The sequence below is a fragment of the Nonomuraea sp. NPDC051191 genome (genome assembly GCF_044455665.1).
Lineage (GTDB): Bacteria > Actinomycetota > Actinomycetes > Streptosporangiales > Streptosporangiaceae > Nonomuraea.
Genome location: NZ_JBITEZ010000003.1, coordinates 590,233 through 606,733 on the forward strand (window position 1 = coordinate 590,233; position 16,501 = coordinate 606,733).

The 16,501-nt window shown below is 71.4% G+C and carries 20 protein-coding genes; 10 read left to right on the plus strand and 10 right to left on the minus strand.

Annotated features, from left to right (window positions below; translation table 11 throughout):
• From ACIA8R_RS11215 to ACIA8R_RS11225, 3 genes are all read left to right on the plus strand, one after another.
• On the plus strand, window positions 1-711 hold the full coding sequence (locus ACIA8R_RS11215) for a class I SAM-dependent methyltransferase (protein WP_397037937.1): 711 nt from the start codon (window positions 1-3) through the stop codon (window positions 709-711).
• Complete coding sequence (locus ACIA8R_RS11220) at window positions 708-1,763, plus strand: prenyltransferase (protein ID WP_364085372.1); 1,056 nt, start codon at window positions 708-710, stop codon at window positions 1,761-1,763. Before ACIA8R_RS11215 ends, ACIA8R_RS11220 begins: the two co-directional genes overlap by 4 nt.
• A 75-nt stretch (window positions 1,764-1,838) precedes the next feature.
• Window positions 1,839-2,885 carry a DUF1702 family protein gene (locus ACIA8R_RS11225; RefSeq protein WP_364085374.1) on the plus strand — a complete coding sequence of 349 codons (1,047 nt, stop codon included), beginning with the start codon at window positions 1,839-1,841 and terminating at the stop codon, window positions 2,883-2,885.
• A gap of 69 nt (window positions 2,886-2,954) precedes the next feature.
• On the opposite strand, the gene ACIA8R_RS11230 is transcribed toward ACIA8R_RS11225, so the two are convergent.
• The gene (locus ACIA8R_RS11230; RefSeq protein WP_357697392.1) at window positions 2,955-3,596 is read right to left on the minus strand and encodes a class I SAM-dependent methyltransferase; all 642 of its coding nucleotides are present in this window, start codon (window positions 3,594-3,596) and stop codon (window positions 2,955-2,957) included.
• 73 nt (window positions 3,597-3,669) lie between these two features.
• On the opposite strand from ACIA8R_RS11230, the gene ACIA8R_RS11235 reads away from it, so the two are divergent.
• From ACIA8R_RS11235 to ACIA8R_RS11250, 4 genes are all read left to right on the plus strand, one after another.
• A complete protein-coding gene (locus ACIA8R_RS11235) occupies window positions 3,670-4,122 on the plus strand; it encodes a pyridoxamine 5'-phosphate oxidase family protein (RefSeq protein ID WP_397037940.1) in 453 nt (150 codons plus the stop codon).
• The gene (locus ACIA8R_RS11240) at window positions 4,119-4,310 is read left to right on the plus strand and encodes a ferredoxin (RefSeq protein WP_357697388.1); all 192 of its coding nucleotides are present in this window, start codon (window positions 4,119-4,121) and stop codon (window positions 4,308-4,310) included. The genes ACIA8R_RS11235 and ACIA8R_RS11240 overlap by 4 nt, the downstream gene beginning before the upstream one ends.
• Before the next feature lie 22 nt (window positions 4,311-4,332).
• Complete coding sequence (locus tag ACIA8R_RS11245; RefSeq protein WP_397037942.1) at window positions 4,333-5,421, plus strand: Zn-dependent alcohol dehydrogenase; 1,089 nt, start codon at window positions 4,333-4,335, stop codon at window positions 5,419-5,421.
• Window positions 5,422-5,563: 142 nt separating this feature from the next.
• A complete protein-coding gene (locus ACIA8R_RS11250; protein ID WP_357697384.1) occupies window positions 5,564-5,887 on the plus strand; it encodes a hypothetical protein in 324 nt (107 codons plus the stop codon).
• A gap of 66 nt (window positions 5,888-5,953) precedes the next feature.
• On the opposite strand, the gene ACIA8R_RS11255 is transcribed toward ACIA8R_RS11250, so the two are convergent.
• Window positions 5,954-6,322, minus strand: a complete 369-nt coding sequence (locus ACIA8R_RS11255) for a MerR family transcriptional regulator (protein WP_357697768.1) — start codon at window positions 6,320-6,322, stop codon at window positions 5,954-5,956.
• A gap of 101 nt (window positions 6,323-6,423) precedes the next feature.
• On the opposite strand from ACIA8R_RS11255, the gene ACIA8R_RS11260 reads away from it, so the two are divergent.
• Window positions 6,424-7,119, plus strand: a complete 696-nt coding sequence (locus ACIA8R_RS11260) for an SDR family oxidoreductase (protein WP_397037944.1) — start codon at window positions 6,424-6,426, stop codon at window positions 7,117-7,119.
• Between the two features lie 31 nt (window positions 7,120-7,150).
• Here the strand turns inward: ACIA8R_RS11260 and ACIA8R_RS11265 are convergent, their stop codons facing one another.
• On the minus strand, window positions 7,151-8,374 hold the full coding sequence (locus ACIA8R_RS11265; RefSeq protein ID WP_397037946.1) for an NAD(P)/FAD-dependent oxidoreductase: 1,224 nt from the start codon (window positions 8,372-8,374) through the stop codon (window positions 7,151-7,153).
• An 83-nt stretch (window positions 8,375-8,457) separates the two neighbouring features.
• Window positions 8,458-8,649, minus strand: coding sequence for a hypothetical protein (locus ACIA8R_RS11270; protein WP_397037948.1), 192 nt, complete (start codon window positions 8,647-8,649; stop codon window positions 8,458-8,460).
• On the opposite strand from ACIA8R_RS11270, the gene ACIA8R_RS11275 reads away from it, so the two are divergent.
• Window positions 8,648-8,878, plus strand: a complete 231-nt coding sequence (locus tag ACIA8R_RS11275; protein ID WP_364085410.1) for a hypothetical protein — start codon at window positions 8,648-8,650, stop codon at window positions 8,876-8,878. The two genes, ACIA8R_RS11270 and ACIA8R_RS11275, sit on opposite strands and share 2 nt — an antisense overlap.
• 109 nt (window positions 8,879-8,987) lie before the next feature.
• Window positions 8,988-9,512, plus strand: coding sequence for a hypothetical protein (locus ACIA8R_RS11280; protein WP_397037950.1), 525 nt, complete (start codon window positions 8,988-8,990; stop codon window positions 9,510-9,512).
• A 26-nt stretch (window positions 9,513-9,538) separates the two neighbouring features.
• Here the strand turns inward: ACIA8R_RS11280 and ACIA8R_RS11285 are convergent, their stop codons facing one another.
• Genes ACIA8R_RS11285 through ACIA8R_RS11310 form a run of 6 tightly spaced genes read right to left on the minus strand, consistent with a single transcriptional unit; the run spans window position 9,539 to window position 16,410 of the window.
• Window positions 9,539-10,546, minus strand: coding sequence for a sugar phosphate isomerase/epimerase family protein (locus tag ACIA8R_RS11285; RefSeq protein WP_357697766.1), 1,008 nt, complete (start codon window positions 10,544-10,546; stop codon window positions 9,539-9,541).
• Window positions 10,543-11,694 carry a Gfo/Idh/MocA family oxidoreductase gene (locus tag ACIA8R_RS11290; protein ID WP_357697377.1) on the minus strand — a complete coding sequence of 384 codons (1,152 nt, stop codon included), beginning with the start codon at window positions 11,692-11,694 and terminating at the stop codon, window positions 10,543-10,545. Before ACIA8R_RS11290 ends, ACIA8R_RS11285 begins: the two co-directional genes overlap by 4 nt.
• Window positions 11,695-11,705: 11 nt before the next feature.
• Window positions 11,706-12,752: a substrate-binding domain-containing protein gene (locus tag ACIA8R_RS11295; RefSeq protein ID WP_397037952.1), complete on the minus strand. Its 1,047-nt coding sequence runs from the start codon at window positions 12,750-12,752 to the stop codon at window positions 11,706-11,708.
• Complete coding sequence (locus ACIA8R_RS11300) at window positions 12,749-13,756, minus strand: ABC transporter permease (RefSeq protein WP_357697373.1); 1,008 nt, start codon at window positions 13,754-13,756, stop codon at window positions 12,749-12,751. Before ACIA8R_RS11300 ends, ACIA8R_RS11295 begins: the two co-directional genes overlap by 4 nt.
• Window positions 13,756-15,240 carry a sugar ABC transporter ATP-binding protein gene (locus tag ACIA8R_RS11305; RefSeq protein WP_364085424.1) on the minus strand — a complete coding sequence of 495 codons (1,485 nt, stop codon included), beginning with the start codon at window positions 15,238-15,240 and terminating at the stop codon, window positions 13,756-13,758. The genes ACIA8R_RS11300 and ACIA8R_RS11305 overlap by 1 nt, the downstream gene beginning before the upstream one ends.
• 12 nt (window positions 15,241-15,252) lie before the next feature.
• Window positions 15,253-16,410, minus strand: coding sequence for an ROK family transcriptional regulator (locus tag ACIA8R_RS11310; protein WP_357697369.1), 1,158 nt, complete (start codon window positions 16,408-16,410; stop codon window positions 15,253-15,255).
• Between the last annotated feature and the right edge of the window lie 91 nt (window positions 16,411-16,501).

Consider the following 16,501-nt stretch of genomic DNA (forward strand, 5'->3'; position numbering starts at 1 on the left):
GTGCTGACCGTGGACTTCGACCGGCTCCCCGTGGGCCCCGGCGTGCGTGTGCTCGACCTGGGCTGCGGCGGCGGCAGGCACGCCTTCGAGGTGCTGCGCCAGGGCGCCGACGTCGTCGCCTTCGACATGGACCAGTCCGAGCTGGACAACGTGGCGGCCATGTTCGTGGCGATGGACAAGGCGGGCGAGGTGCCGCTGGGCGCGACCGGCGAGACCGTCCAGGGCACGGCGCTGGACATGCCGTTCGAGGACGGCGGCTTCGACCGGGTCATCGCGGCCGAGGTGCTGGAGCACATCCCCGACGACCTGGCGGCCATGCGGGAGATCTTCCGCGTGCTCAAGCCGGGCGGCACCGCGGCGATCACCGTGCCGAGCTTCCTGCCCGAGCGCATCTGCTGGGCCCTGGACGAGGACTACCACACCGCGCCGGGCGGCCACGTGCGGATCTACACGCTGGCCGAGCTGTCGGCCAAGCTCAAGTCCGTCGGCTTCGAGATCGGCCCGCACCACCACGCCCACGGCCTGCACGCGCCCTACTGGTGGATCAAGTGCGCGGTGGGCGTCAACAACGACGACCACCCGGTCGCCAAGGCGTACCACGAGCTGCTGGTGTGGGACATCATGAAGCGGCCGGCCGCCACCAGGATCGCCGAGGCGCTGCTCAACCCGCTCATCGGCAAGAGCGTGGTCCTCTACGTCAAGAAGCCATGATCTCCCGCGAGGAGGTCGTCCGCACGGCCCTCAGCATCGCGGCCATCCAGCAGGACGACGGCGGAGTGCCCTGGCCCGAGGGGCACGTGGACGCGTGGAACCACGTCGAGTGCCTGATGGGCATGTGCGTGGCCGGGCTGGCCGAGCCGGTGCGGCGCGGCTGGGAGTGGCTGGCCCGCCACCAGCGCCCCGACGGCTCCTGGCCGATGAAGCTGCTCGACGGCGTGGCGGCCGAGGCGGGCGGCGAGTCCAACCACGCCGCCTACGTGGCCGCCGGCGTCTGGCACCACCATCTCGTCACCGGCGACCGCGAGCACGCCGAGCGGTACTGGCCCATGGTCAAGGCCGCTCTCGACTACGTGGTGGGCCTGCAGACCGAGCGCGGCGAGATCGTCTGGGAGCGGGACGCCCACGGCCGGCCCGCGGCGTACGCGCTGCTGACCGGGTGCGCCTCGATCCACCAGGGCCTGCGCTGCGGCGTGCTGCTCGCCGACCACCTGGGCGACCCGCAGCCGCACTGGGAGCTGGCCGCCGACCGGCTCGCCCACGTGCTGTCGGCGCACCCGGAGGCGTTCGCCGACAAGAGCCGGTTCTCGATGGACTGGTACTACCCGGTGCTCGGCGGCGCCGTACGCGGCCGGCAGGCGTTCGAGCTGCTGGATCGTGAGTGGTCCACGTTCGTGGTGCCGGGGCTCGGCATCCGGTGCGTGTCCGACCAGCCGTGGGTCACCGGGGCCGAGACGTGCGAGCTGGTGCTGGCCCTGGACGCCATGGGCGACCGTACGCGGGCCGCCGCGCTCTTCGCCGACGTGCAGCACCTGCGGCACGAGGACGGCTCGTACTGGACCGGCTGGCAGTTCGTCAACCGCAAGCACTTCCCGCACGAGCGTTCCGGCTACACCGCGGCCGCGGCCGTCCTCGCCGCGGACGCGTTGCAGCGCCTCTCCCCCGGTTCCGGGCTGTTCCGCGACATCGCGGGCACGTCGGTGTCCGATCCGGAGGCGTGCGGGTGCGTGGAGCGGCGGTCCTTCAGGTCGGCGCCCCCCGGCTGACCCGCCGCAGGTGGCGCAAGGGCTTTTGCGGGTTCTTTGCCGGGGACATCCGGTGCGCCGCCGGTGAACGGCGCAATGGGGTTACTAGCTTCGTGTCTGGCCGTAGGAGGCGTCTTCGGGGGAAGCGTGGGCGACACGGGCACAACAGCGTTCTTGGACCAGGTCAGGATCGAGCCGACACTGTCCCCGGCGAGGGGGCTGCGGAGGTTTCTGACCAAGGATCCTTCGGAGTCCGATCTGAGCCGGCGCAGGTTCCGGTCGCGCGCCGGGGCTCCCCGGACAGTCTTCGCGGATGCCGAAAAGTCGTACGTATTCGGCTTCAACGCGGTGATGTCGCGGGAAGTCGAGAAGATCGAAGAACTATCACCTGAGCAGCGGCCTTACGGCTACGAGGGCGCGGCGGCGGCCTGCACCGTGCTCGACCTGCTCACCCTGACCCGGGGCCGGCGCCTTCACGAGCTACTGGCCGGCCCCGCCCAGCATCACCGCCACGCCGCGTACGTCGGCGCCGGACGCGGCTACGCGCTGCTGCGGCTGCGTCCGGTCTGGGGCGCGCGGCGGGCGCACCCGCTGATGCGCTGGCTGGCCGTGGACGGCTTCGGCTTCCAGTGGAGCCTGTCGCGCGCCGACCGCATGGTGGGCCGCAGGAGCATGCCCGACCTGCTCACCCGCGCCCACTGCGCGGTGTTCGACCAGGGGCTCGGACGGCTGCTGTGGTACCACGACTGCGCCTCGCCGGACGACGTCGGCGCGCGGATCGCGGGCTTCCCGGCGACGCGGCGGGCCGACCTGTGGAGCGGCGTGGGGTTCGCGGCCACGTACACGGGCGGCGCCGACAGCGACGAGCTGTGGTGGCTGACCGAGCACGCCGGGGCCGACGGCTTCCGCGCCCACCTCGCGCAGGGCTGCGCCTTCGCGGTCACGGCACGGCTGCGGTCGGGGGCGCTGCCGGACCACGCGCGGCTGGCCGTGCCGATCCTGGCCGCCGTCGCGCCCGACGAGGCCGCCGCGTGGACCGACCAGGCGCTCCTCGCCCTCGGCCACGACGCCCACACGCACGAGGACTTCCAGCGCTGGCAGGCCCACACCCGCAGGTCGTGGAACCGCCGCCACCGCGGCTAGACGCGTTCCGGAACGCTTCTGCCCGGATGCCATGCCCGACGCGTTCGAGGACGCGCGGCGAGCCCTCGGCTAGATGCCCGGGGCCACGCGTTCGAGGACGCGCAGCGAGCCCTCCACCGACACCTCGCGGAAGGCGCCCGACGCGAGGGCCCGCAGGTAGACCCGGTACGGCGCCTGCCCGCCGTCGGCCGGGTCGGGGTAGATGTCGTGGAAGACCAGCGCGCCACCCTCCATGACGTGCGGCGCCCACCCCTCGTAGTCGCGGGTGACCGGCTCCTCGGAGTGGCCGCCGTCGATGAAGAGCATGCCGAGCGGCGTGTTCCACAACGCGGCCACCCGGTCGGACCGCCCGACGACGGCGATCACCTCGTCCTCCAGCCCGGCGGCGGCGATCGTGGCGCGGAAGACGGGCAGCGAGTCCATCCGCCCGAAGCGCGGGTCCATCAGCGTCGGGTCGTGGTGGGCCCAGCCCGGCTGGATCTCCTCCGAGCCCCGGTGATGGTCGACGGTGACGACCACCGAGCCGACGTGCCGGGCCGCCGCGCCGAGGTAGATCGCCGACTTGCCGCAGTAGGTGCCGATCTCGCAGACCGGGCCGCGACCGCCGTACCGGCAGGCCGCCTCGAACAGGGCCAGACCCTCCTTCGGCGGCATGAATCCCTTGGCGTGCTCCGCTGCGAGGAGCAGCTCCGGCGGCATCGTCATAGGCATGCACCCTAGCCGAACCGAACAACATTCCAGCGCCCTCTTGCCGTGCTTCTTTGCAACCTGTTCTACTTGGCACGTGAATCAGCGCGCTCGCATCGCGATGTCCGACGACGAGGTCACGGCGTTCCTGGAGGGTTCGCGGAAGGTCCAGCTCGCGACCATCAACCCCGACGGGACACCGCATCTGGTGACCATGTTCTACGGGCTGGACGAGGGCCGCATCGCCTTCTGGACGTACGGCAAGGCGCAGAAGGCACGCAACCTGGCCCGCGACCCGCGGGTGAGCTGCCTGGTCGAGGCGGGCGACGACTACGACGAGCTCCGGGGCGTCCTGGTGTACGGCGTCGCCGAGCAGGTGGACGACCGCGACCGCGTGCTCGGCGTCGGCATGGCGATCGCCCGCAGGATGACGCCGGGCGTCCCGGACGACCTGCTGAGCCCGTACGTCGAGCAGACCGGGAGGAAACGGATCGCCTACGTCGTCGAGCGCACCAAAGTGGTCTCATGGGATCACAGGAGGCTCACATGAAGGTCAAGGTCGATGAACTGGTCTGCGAGGCCAACGCCGTGTGCATGGGCCTCGCGCCCGAGGTGTTCGAGGTCGATGACGACGACCAGCTCCACATCCTGCTCCCCGAACCACCCCCCGAAATGCGGGACCGCGTCCGCAGCGCGGTCAGGTCCTGCCCGAAAGCCGCCCTGTCGCTAGAGGACTAGCCGTAGCCGGAGGAGGAACCCCATGCGCGCCGCGATCCTGCACGCCGTAGGCAACGACAAGCTGGACATCCGCGACGACATCACCCTGGCCCCCGTCGGGCCGACCGATGTCCGCGTACGGATCAGAGCCACAGGCGTGTGCCACTCGGACCTGTCGGCCATGTCCGGCGTGCTTCCGCAGCCGGTGCCGCTGGTCCCGGGCCACGAGGGCGCGGGCGAGGTGGTCGAGGTGGGCGAGCACGTCACGTCGGTCGCGCCGGGCGACCACGTCGTGATCAGCTGGCGCCCGGCCTGCCAGACCTGCGACCTGTGCGTGGGCGGGCAGCCGTACATGTGCATGAAGTACGTCATCGAGTCCTTCAGCAAGGGCAACTTCCGCTTCGGCGGCGACAACGCGACGGCGTTCGGCATGGCGGGCTGCGGCACCTGGGCCGAGGAGGTCATCGTGCCCTGGCAGGGCGCGATCAAGATCGACGAGGACGTGTCGTGGGAGGCGGCGGCCCTGATCGGCTGCGGCATCACGACCGGCGTCGGCGCGGCGATCAACACCGCCAAGGTGCGTCCCGGCTCCACGGTCGCGGTGATCGGCTGCGGCGGCGTCGGCCTGTCGGTCATCCAGGGCGCCCGCCTCTCCGGCGCCAGGACGATCCTCGCCATCGACCCGCTGGAGTCCAAGCACGCCCTGGCCAAGAAGGTCGGCGCGACGCACGCGATCACGCCCGAGCAGGTCCCCGAGGCCCTGAACGAACTGACCGGCGGCAGCGGCTTCGACTACGGCTTCGAGGTCGTCGGCAAGGCGGCGACCATCCAGAGCGCCTGGCAGATCACGCGGGCGGGCGGCGACGTGGTCGTGGTCGGCGCCGGCGCGGTGGACGACATGGTCTCCATCTCCGCCTTCAGCCTGCTGTTCGAGGGCAAGAAACTGCTGTCCAGCCTGTACGGCGAGGCCGACGTGCGGCACGACTTCCCGTACTTCGCCAAGCTCCACAAGGCAGGGCAGCTCGACCTGGAATCGCTGATCAGCGCCCGCATCCGGCTCGGCGACCTGAACGACGCCGTCGCGGCCCTGCGGGGCGGCGAGGTGCTGCGCCAGATCGTCATCATGGACTGACACCGACCCCCGGTTTCCGGCCCTCGCGGTCGCGGAGCGATCGGCGACCCTGGTCGCATCCCCTTGCTGTCGCAGCCATTGCTAAGGAAACTTTCCTAATAGATACTCCGGGTTGAGTGCCCACACCCCCCAAGGAGTATCCATGCTTCGTCGCGGCCTCGCCCTGCTCTCGCTCGCCTCCGCCGCCCTGCTCGCCGTCGCGGCGCCCGCCCAGGCGGCCGTCGTGGACGTGCCCTTCGGGCCGCTCTCGATCGGCGACTACTGTCACGCCAAGGTCAACTCGGCCTCGTGGATCGGCTTCTACGAGTCCGGCGGCCTGCGCTGCTACACCGAAGGCCCCGGCGGCACCAGGGCCTACGCGGGCTCCGGCGACCCCTACCTGGCCTGCAAGTTCCTCACGACGGACGTGGTGATGTCCGCGCTGCGCGGCACGTCCGACGCCCTGATCTGCCGCGTCGTCCGCTGACCGCCCCCGGCGGCACGGCCCCGGGAGCGGCCCCCGCCCCCACCGTGCCGCCCCGGCCGTCAGGCGTCACCGGGGGCAGGGTTTTCCCTCGTGGGCGGCCTTGGCGGCCAGCGTGATGACCGAGTCGAGCTTGTCGCGCGCCTTGACCAGCTCGCCGATGCGGTCCTCGATGCGGCTCCGCTCGGCCGAGAGCCGGCCGAGCAGCTCCGGGGTCACCTGGCCGCTCTCCACGCACGGCATCAGGTCCACGATCGACCGGCTCGCCAGGCCGGCCGCGTAGAGCTGCCTGATCAGCCAGACGCGTTCCACCGCGCTCTCGGGGTAGTGCCGCTGGCCGCCGGAGCTGCGTTCGGAGACGAGCAGGCCCTGCTCCTCGTAGTAGCGCAGGGCCCGTACGCTCACGCCCGCCCTGGTGGCGAGCTCGCCGATGCGCATGGCGGCTCCCGCCGTGATCCTGCTCACAACACTTGCCTCTCACGTCAACGTCAGGTTTTAGCGTAGCCCCGAACCCGACACCGACCTGCCAGGAGGCAGTCATGGACATCTCCGGATCCGTCGCCCTCGTGACCGGCGCCAATCGCGGCATCGGCCGCCACTTCGTCACCCAGTTGCTGGAGCGGGGGGCGAAGAAGGTGTACGCCACCGCCCGCAGGCCCGAACTCGTCGACCTCCCGGACGTCGAGGTGCTGCGCCTGGACATCACCGACCCGGCCTCCGTGTCGGCCGCCGCCGAGGCCGCCCAGGACGTCACCCTGCTGGTCAACAACGCGGGCATCGCCACCTTCACGAACCTCGTCGACGGCGACCCGGCGAGGATCCGCCAGGAGATGGACACGCACTTCTACGGCACGCTCGGCATGGTCCGCGCGTTCGCCCCGATCCTGGGCGGCAACGGCGGCGGCGCCATCCTCAACATGTTGTCCGCGCTGTCCTGGTTCTCCCACGACGGCGCGAACGCCTACAGCGCCGCCAAGGCGGCCGCGTGGAGCCTGACCAACGGCGTCCGCCTCGAACTGCGCGCCCAGGGCACCCTCGTCACCGGCGTGCACCTCGGCGCCGCCGACACCGACATGATGGCCGGCTACGAGGGCCCGACCCTCGACCCCGCGGACGTGGCCGGGGCCGCGCTCGACGGCGTCGAGGCCGGCCGGTGGGAGGTGGTCGTGGACGAGTGGAGCCGCACCGTCAAGGCGTCCCTGGCGGCCGACCCCGGCCTGTTCTACGCGCTCTGAGCGCGCGGCGGGGCCGACCGTCGAGGGCGGCTCAGGACGGCAGGAGAGTGTCGAGGGGGACGGCGGGGTCGGCGAGCCCGGCCCGGTCCACGGGCTTGCGGGAGCGGATGAGGGCCTGGGTGTGGTCGGTGACGTCCCAGACGTTGACGTTCATCGCGGCCAGCACCTTGTCCTCCTCGTCCAGCCAGAACGCGATGAATTCGCGGGCGTCCAGGTCGCCGCGCACCACGACGTCGGGGGTGTGGCCGGGCGGGATGTGGCCGACGTACTCCATGCCCAGGTCGTACTGGTCGGTGAAGAAGTAGGGCAGCTTGTCGTAGGCGTCCTCCCGGCCGAGCATCGCGCGGGCGGCGGTGGCGGGCTGGTTGAGCGCGTTCGCCCAGTGCTCGACCCGGACGTGGTGGCCCAGCAGCGGGTGGTAGGCGTTGGCGATGTCGCCGGCCGCGAAGATGTCGGGGTCGGAGGTGCGCAGGTCGGCCCCGACCTTGACGCCGTCCTCGACGGTCAGCCCGGCGGCCCGCGCGAGGGCGGTGTCCGGGTCGGCCCCGACGCCGGCCACGACGACGTCCGCCTCGACGTGGGCGCCGCCTTCGAGCAGGACCCCCGAGTCGGTGATCTCGGCGGGGCGGGCGTCGAAGAGGAAGTTCACGCCGCGCTCGCGGTGCAGCGCGGTGAACACCTGGGCGACGTACGGCCCCAGCACGCGCAGCAGCGGCGCGGACGCCGTCTCGATCACGGTGACCTCGGCCCCGGCGGACCGCGCGGCGGCGGCCACCTCCAGCCCGATCCAGCCGGCTCCGAGGATCGCGACGCGACCGGCGCGGGCCAGGGTGGCGCGCAGGCGTTCGCTGTCGTCGACGGTACGCAGGTACAGCACGTCGGACCGGTCGGCCCCGGGGATGCCGGGACGGCGCGGCCGGGAGCCGGTGGCCAGCAGCAGTTTGTCGTAGCCGAGCCGCTCACCGCCGGTGAGCGTGACCTGGTGGCCGCCGGGGTCGATGGCGGTGACCTCGACGCCCAGCCGCAGCTCGACGTCGTGCTCGGCGTACCAGGAACGGTCGTGGACGAAGATCTTGTCGCGCTCGGCGCCGCCCTGGAGGTAGTCCTTGGACAGCGGCGGCCGCTCGTACGGCAGATGGGTCTCGCTGCCGACCAGCACGAGCCGGCCGTCGAACCCCTCCTCGCGCAGGGCCTCCGCGGCCTTGGCGGCGGCGAGGCCGCCACCGGCGATCACGATGGTCACGGGTTCAGGCATGGTCGGATCTCCTCTTCCTGTCCTGGACGACGGGCTCGGCGCCCGGACGGGGCCGGGCATCGACGCGATGATCGCGGCGCACCTCAGCTCTTACCCACACCGAGCGCGCTGAGCAGCACCAGGACGACGGTCACGACCGCGAACAGCCCATGACCGGCGACGACGGCGACGGGGAAACCCCGTTCGGCCGGAACCGGCGAGCCCGCCGCCGGCCCCGGGCCCGAGCCGAGCCGGGCGACGCGGGCACGATGGACGGGGATCCACCGCGCCAGCATGACGAATCCGAGCAGCGCGACCGGCACGAGCAGCCCGAACGCCGGCCAGGCCGGGACACCCCGACGCTGGTCCGGCTGCACAAGCCTCGACGCCCCCGCCGTCCAGGCCACCCTCATCCCCCGTCCGGGCCACTGCTGCGTCGAGCTCGGCGTCCCGGAGGGCCCCGGCGGTGAGGAGGCGGGCGAACCGGCGTGCGCCAAGGACGGGGGCGCCTCCCCGGAGTTCTGACCGGGTTCGGGCAAGGGTTGCGCATTGGCCGGTCCGCAGCCGGGCGGGCGCTCTATCTTGGGACCCTCCAGCTCCGCCGGAGCGGCGACGTGGTCGGGGAAGGCGTCTGATGGTCGCAGCCATCGCCAGGGTCCATGGCCTGTCGGCAGCGCTGGTCCCGTGCGCGTACGGGGCCGCGGTGCTGACGCTGACCTGGCTGACCCAGGACGGGAACCTGGGCGACGTGATGTACGGGGACCTCGCCATGATCGTCATGGCCTTCCCGCTCTACCTCGCCGCCGGCCCCCTGAACGGCACACTGCTCCAGGCGGTCCGTCCGAGGCCGTACGACCCCGCCTACGGATGGGATTACCCCTACAGCTGGGACTACGTCCTCATGGCGTGGCCGGGGGTCGTCATGGCGGCCCTGCTGGCGGTCCTGCTGGCACGCCGGCGCACCCGTACGGCGGGCCGGGTGCTCGGGTGGCTGTCGGCCGCGGCCGTCACCCTGGTGGGGGTGGCGACCACCTTCGACGGCTGGGGACCGCGCCGGCCGTTCGGGTGGCCGTTCCTCGTCTACGGGCTGGCGATGATCATCGGGTTGATGACCGCGCGGAGCCCGGCCACGAAGAAGACCGCCACCCCGGACGTCTAGCACGGTCCCCTGGTGGGCCGGGCGTCCTACGTGGTGGAGAAGGCCGCGTCGAAGGACGTGGCGGGCGGCGTGATGGAGTTGAGCCTCCTGATGTACCCCAACGCCTCCCGGGCCCCGTCCAGCCGGTCCATGCCCGCGTCCTCCCACTCGATCGAGATCGGGCCGTCGTACCCGATCGAGTTGAGCGCCCGGAAACAGTCCTCCCATGGCACGTCCCCGCGCCCGGTGGAGACGAAGTCCCAGCCCCGGCGCATGTCCGCCCAGGGCAGGTGCGACGACAGCCGCCCCTTCCGCCCGTCGCCGATCCGGACCCGCGTGTCCTTGCAGTCCACGTGGTAGATCCGGTCCTTGAAGTCGAGGATGAACGCCACCGGGTCCAGGTCCTGCCACACCATGTGCGACGGGTCCCAGTTCAGCCCGAACGCCGGCCGATGCCCGATCGCCTCCAGCGTCCGCTGCGTCGTGTAGTAGTCGTAGGCGATCTCGCTCGGGTGGATCTCGTGCGCGAACCGCACCCCCACCTCGTCGAACACGTCGAGGATCGGGTTCCAGCGGTCGGCGAAGTCCTGGTACCCGGCCTCCACCATCGACGCCGGCACCGGCGGGAACATGGCCACGGTGTGCCAGATCGACGACCCCGTGAACCCCACCACCGTGTCCACGCCGAGCGCCGCCGCCGCCCTGGCCGTGTCCTTCATGTCCTCGGCCGCTGCCCGCCGTACGGACTCGGGGTCGCCCGAGCCCCAGATGCGCGCGGGCAGGATCGCCTTGTGCCGCTCGTCGATCGGATGGTCGCAGACGGCCTGGCCGACGAGATGGTTGGAGATCGTCCACACTTTCAGGCCGTGCTTGTCGAGCTGGGCGCGCTTGTGCTCCACGTACGACGGGTCCGCCACGGCCTGCGCCACGTCGAAGTGGTCACCCGAGCAGGCGATCTCCAGGCCGTCGTAGCCCCATTCGGCCGCCAGCCTGCACACCTCCTCGAACGGCAGGTCCGCCCACTGCCCGGTGAACAGCGTTACTGGTCTCATCAGTCCTCCACAGGGGTGTACCGGCTGCCGTCGGCCGCGCTCGCCTCCACCGCCGCCAGCACGCGCTGCACCCGCAGCCCGTCGGCGAACGACGGCGAAGGGTCGGTTCCGGCCGCGACGGCCTCCAGGAAGTCCTTGATCTCGTGGGTGAAGGTGTGCTCGTAGCCGAGCCCGTGCCCCGGCGGCCACCACGCGCCGACGTAGGGGTGGTCGGGCTCGGTGACCAGGATCCGCTCGAACCCGCCCCCGCCCGCGCTGAACCACAGCTCGTTCATGGACTCGAAGTCGAACGCCAGGCTGCCGAGCTGCCCGTTGATCTCGATGCGCATCGCGTTCTTGCGCCCGGTCGCGAACCTGGTGGCCTCGAAGGAGGCCAGCGCGCCGCCCGACATCCGCCCGATGAACAGCGCGGCGTCGTCGACGGTGACCGCCCCCCGCTCCTCGGTACGCGAGCCGCCCAGCCCCGCCGACTCCCCGGCCAGCGGACGTTCCTTGACGAACGTCTCCGTCAGCCCCGACACGCCCACCACGTGCTGGCCGGTGACGAACTCGGCGGCGTCCACGATGTGCGAGCCGATGTCGCCCAGCGCCCCCGCGCCCGCCTTGTCCTTCTGCAACCGCCACACCAGCGGGAACTCCGGGTCCACGATCCAGTCCTGGAGGTACTGGGCCCGTACGTGCCGGATCTCGCCGAGCCTGCCCTCCTCGACGTACCGGCGGGCCAGCGCGACCGCGGGGACCCGCCGGTAGTTGAAGGCCACCATGCTCCTGCCCGGCGCCTCGGCCGCCGCCGCGACCATGGCCTCGGCCTCGGCGACGGTGTTGGCCAGCGGCTTCTCGCAGATCACGTGCTTGCCGGCGCGCAGCGCGGCGACGGCGATCTCGGCGTGCGAGTCACCCGGCGTGCAGATGTCGACGATCTGCACGTCGTCCCGCCGTACGAGCTCTCTCCAGTCCGTCTCGACGTCGGCCCAGCCGAGCCGGGCCGCCGCGGCCGCGGTGTGCTCCTTCGACCGGCCCGCGAGCACCGCCATGCGCGGCGTGAGCGGCAGGTCGAAGAACGCGCCGACGCTCCGCCACGCCTGAGAGTGGACGCGGCCCATGAACGCGTAGCCGATCATGCCCACGCCGATGGTGGTCTTGTCTGACATGCAACCCCCGATCAGGATTCGAATCCGAGCGCCAGATACTTGTCGACGTTCTCCTTGGTGATCGTCTCCGACGCGAGGGTGATCGACTGGGGGACCTGGTTCTCCACGAGGTCACTCATGCCCTTGCCCTGCGCGATCAACCTGGCGAGCCTGATGGCCGAGGAGGCCATCGTGGGACTGTAGGTGACGGTGGCCTTGAGCACCGAGGTGCCGGCCTGGATCTCCTTCATCGCGTTCAGCGAGCCGGCGCCGCCGACCATGACGAACTCGTCGCGGTTGGCCTCCTTGATGGCGGCCAGCACGCCGATGCCCTGGTCGTCGTCGTGGTTCCACAGGGCGTCGATCTTCTTGTGCGCCTGCAGCAGCGAGGTCGCCACCTGGTTGCCGGTCTCGACGGTGAACTTGGCGTCCTGCTTGGCCGTGACGCTGAACCCGTACGTCTTCAGCGCGTCGGCGAAGCCCTTGCTGCGGTCCTGGGTCAGCGGCAGCGTGGCGATGCCCTGGATCTCGACGATCACCGGGTTCGCGACGCCCTTGTCCTTGAGCTGCTTGCCGATGTAGTGCCCGGCCGCGACGCCCATGCCGTAGTTGTCGCCGCCGATCCACGTGCGGTAGGCCAGCTTGTCCGGGAACACCCGGTCGAGGTTGATGACCGGGATGCCCGCCTGCGCCGCCTGCAGCGCGACCTGGTTGAGCTGCTGGCCGTCGTTCGGCAGGATGACCAGGGCGTTCACCTTGGCCGCGATCAGCGACTCGACGGCCGAGATCTGCTGGTTGATGTCGTTGGTCGGCTCGACGGGCTTGAAGTCGACGTCGCCGAACTGCTTGGCCGCGGCCTCGGCGTTCTTGGCGATGGCCGCGATCCAGCCGTGGTCGGCGGCCGGGGCGGAGAAGCCGATCGTCACCTTCTGACCGGGTTCGTCGTTGCCGCTCGCGGCGGGGGCGGGCGCGGGCGCCGCCGAGGTGGGTGCGGCCGCGGGCTCGTTGCTGGTGCAGCCCGCAGCTAACAGCACTGCCCCGCCGACGAGGAATCCCCTGCGCGCGACGTTCTCACTCATATTGCTCTCGCTTTCAGGTTCCGCCGCTGGAGAAGGACGGCGACGACGATGATCAGGCCCTTGGCGATCAGCTGGTCGCTGGTGTTGAGCCCGTTGAGGATGAACAGGTTCGTGATGAGGGTGAAGATCAGCAGGCCCAGGATCGAGCCGATGATCGTCCCCCTGCCTCCGGTGAGCAGGGTGCCGCCGATGATGACGGCGGCGATGGCGTCGAGCTCGTACAGGTCGCCATGGGTGGACGAGCCTGTCGTCGTGCGGGCCATGATGAGGATCGCGGCGACGCCGCAGCAGAAGCCGGACAGGGCGTACAGGAGCATCGTGTGCCTGCGTACGTCGATGCCGGCCAGCCTGGCCGCCTCGGGGTTGCCGCCGACCGCGTACGTGCGGCGGCCGAACGTGGTGCGGTTCAGGACGATCCACCCCAGCACCACGACCAGGGCGAACACGTAGACCAGCAGCGGGATGCCGAGCAGCCTCGTGGTGGACAGCTGCACGATGCCCTCGACCTGGATGAGCTGCGTCTTCCTGTTGGACATGCGCTGGGCCAGGCCGCGGGCGGCCACGAGCATGGCGAGGGTGGCGATGAACGGCACCATCCGCCCGTAGGCGATCAGCAGCCCGTTGACCAGCCCGGCCCCGGTGCCGACGAGGATCGCGCAGACGGCCATCACCACCGGCCCGTACGACTGGGTGGCCAGTGTGGTCGCCCATACCGAGGCCAGGGCCATGACCGCGCCGACGGACAGGTCGATGCCGCCGCCGATGATCACGAAGGTGGCCCCGACGGTGATCACGCCGATGGTGGCGGCCAGGGCGAGGATGCTGACCAGGTTGGAGGTGGTGGCGAAGTTGTCGAACCGGGTGACGAGGCCGACGACCACGAGCAGCGCCAGCGCGCCCAGCAGGCCGAGATGGCGGACCTCGGCGATCCCGTTCAGCAGGGACGGTCTCGGCCGGGCGACCCCGGCGGCGGGTCGTTCGGGCGCCTCAATGGGGTCGCTCATCACGCGGCCCTCCCATCCATGATCATGTCGAGTACGCGGTGCTCGTCCAGGCCGGCCGCCTCGCCCTGGTGGATGACGGCGCCCTCGCGCAGCACGAGCACCCGGTCGGCCAGGCCGAGCACCTCGGGCACCTCGCTGGAGACCAGCAGCACGCCGATGCCCTGGTCGGCCAGGTCGCGGATGACGGCGTACAGTTCGGCGCGGGCGCCGACGTCGACGCCGCGGGTGGGCTCGTCGAGCAGCAGCAGCCTGCGTCCGCCGAGCAGCCAGCGGGCGAGCACGGCCTTCTGCTGGTTGCCGCCCGACAGGGTCCTGATCGGGCGTTCGGGGTCGGGCGGGCGGATGTCGAGGAGCTCGGCCAGGCGGGCGGCCTCGGCCCGCTCGCGCCGGCGGTCGATCCAGCCGAACCTGGAGAACTCCGGCAGCGTGCCGAGGGTGATGTTCGCGGTGACGCTCTGGTCGAGCAGCAGGGCCTGGGCCTTGCGTTCCTCGGGGGCCAGGCCCATGCCCTGCCGGACGGCGCCGGTCACGCGGCGGCTCGCCGGGCGGCCGGCGAGCGTGACGCGGCCGGAGGCCGGACGGGCGCCGTAGACCGCCTCCAGGATCTCCGAGCGTCCGCTGCCGACGAGCCCGGCCAGCCCGACGATCTCCCCGGCGCGGACGGAGAAGGAGACGTCGGCGAACAGGCCGGGCGCGGTCAGGTTCTCGACGCGCAGCACCTCCTCGCCGGGGGGCCGGGTGGGGCGGGGCGGGAAGACGTACTCGACGTTGCGGCCGGTCATGAGGGAGACGATCCGGGCGGTGGGCGTGTCGCGGGCGGGCAGGCCGACGGCGACGGTGCGCCCGTCCTTGAGCACGGTGACGCGGTCGCCGATCTCGCGGATCTCCTCCAGCCGGTGGGAGATGTAGACGACGGCCACGCCCTGGGCGGTGAGCTCGCGGATGATGCGGAACAGGTTGGCGACCTCGTCGTGGGCCAGGGCGGCCGACGGCTCGTCCATGATGATCAGGCGGGCGTCGTGGGAGAGGGCGCGGGCCATCGAGACGACCTGCTTGGCGGCCGGCGAAAGCCGTCCGACCTCGGTGGACGGGCGGATCTCGCCGTGGCCGAGCCGTTCCAGCACCTGGCGGGCGGCCCGGCGGCCGGCCTGGCGGTTGACGAAGCCGAAGCGGGCGTGCTCGTGGCCGAGGAAGATGTTCTCGGCGACGCTGAGGCCGTCGACGAGGTCGAGTTCCTGGTAGATGGTGGCGAAGCCGAGCCGGATGGCGTCGATCGGGCTGCTCGGCCGGACCGGCGCGCCGTTGAAGACGATGGTGCCCTCGTCGGGCTGGTGGGCGCCGGCCAGCACCTTGATCAGGGTGGACTTGCCCGCGCCGTTCTGGCCGAGCAGGCAGTGCACCTCGCCCGCCCGTACGTCGAGGTCGACCCCGTCGAGCGCGCGCACGCCGGGGAACTGTTTGACGATGCCCTTCATGACCAGCATCGGGGGTCCCCTTCAGGCGTTGACGATGCGGTTGATGTTGTCCGGTGACAGGTAGTGCTCGATGGCGAGCAGGCCCGCGCCGAGCGCGGCGGCGTTGATCCCGGTGCGGCTCGGGGTGATGGACAGGTGGTGGGTGGCCAGCGGCAGCGACCGACGGTAGATCGTCTCCCTGATGCCGGCGAGCAGGTGTTCGTGGACACGGGACAGCGCGCCGCCGATGACGATGACCTCGGGGTTGAAGAAGTTGACCAGCCCGGCCAGCACCTCGCCGATGAGCCGGCCGGCCTCCCTGACCAGCCGCAGCGCCTGGGTGTTGCCCGACTGGACGAGCGCGACGACGTCGGCGCCGCTCTCGGCGGCCAGCCCGAGCTCGGCGAGCCGGCGGGCGATGGCGGCGCCGCCGGCCACGGCCTCCAGGCAGGCGCTGTTGCCGCAGCGGCAGCCGGCGTCGTCGTGGCCGCTGACGCGGATGTGCCCGATGTCGCCGGCCGAGCCCTGGGCCCCTCTGTGGAGCTTGCCGTCGGCCACGATGCCGCAGCCGATGCCGGTGCCGACCTTGACGAACAGCAGGTGGCTGGTGCCGGCGAAGGCGTTGCGGTGCTCGCCGAGCGCCATGACGTTGACGTCGTTGTCGACCAGCACCTGGATGCCGTCGAAGTACTCGGGGACGGGGTAGTCGTTCCAGCCGGGCATGATCGGCGGGTTGTTGGGGCGGCCGGTGGCGAACTCCACCGGGCCGGGCACGCCGATGCCCATCGCGCGCAGCGCGGCGCGTGGGCGTCCGACCTCGGCGAGCAGCCGGTCGAGCCGCTGGTCGACGTGGGCGAGCACCTTCTCGGGGCCCTCGCCGATCTCCAGCGGGTCCTCGCATTCGGCCAGCAGGCCGCCGGTCAGGTCCATGAGCGCGACCCGGCAGTGGGTGGCGCCGAGGTCGACGCCGGCGAAGGCGTGCTGCTCGGTGTGCAGGCGGAGCTGGCGGGGCGGGCGGCCGCCGGTGGACTCGCCGCTCTCGGTCTCCTCGACGAGGCCGCGCTCGATGAGCGCGTCGACGCGCTGGGAGATCGTGGATCTGGCCAGTCCGGTGAGGCGCGCGAGATCGGAACGGGTGGTCGCCGATCCGGCGCTGATGAGCGTCAGGACGTCGGCAGCCGAGCCCGGCTGGGGGGTCATGCGGGAACAATAAGATCACTCATGCGGCAAATCAAGAGTCTGATTCGACCGAACTTCCCAGACTTATGCCGAAGATCGAACAAAGCCTGCC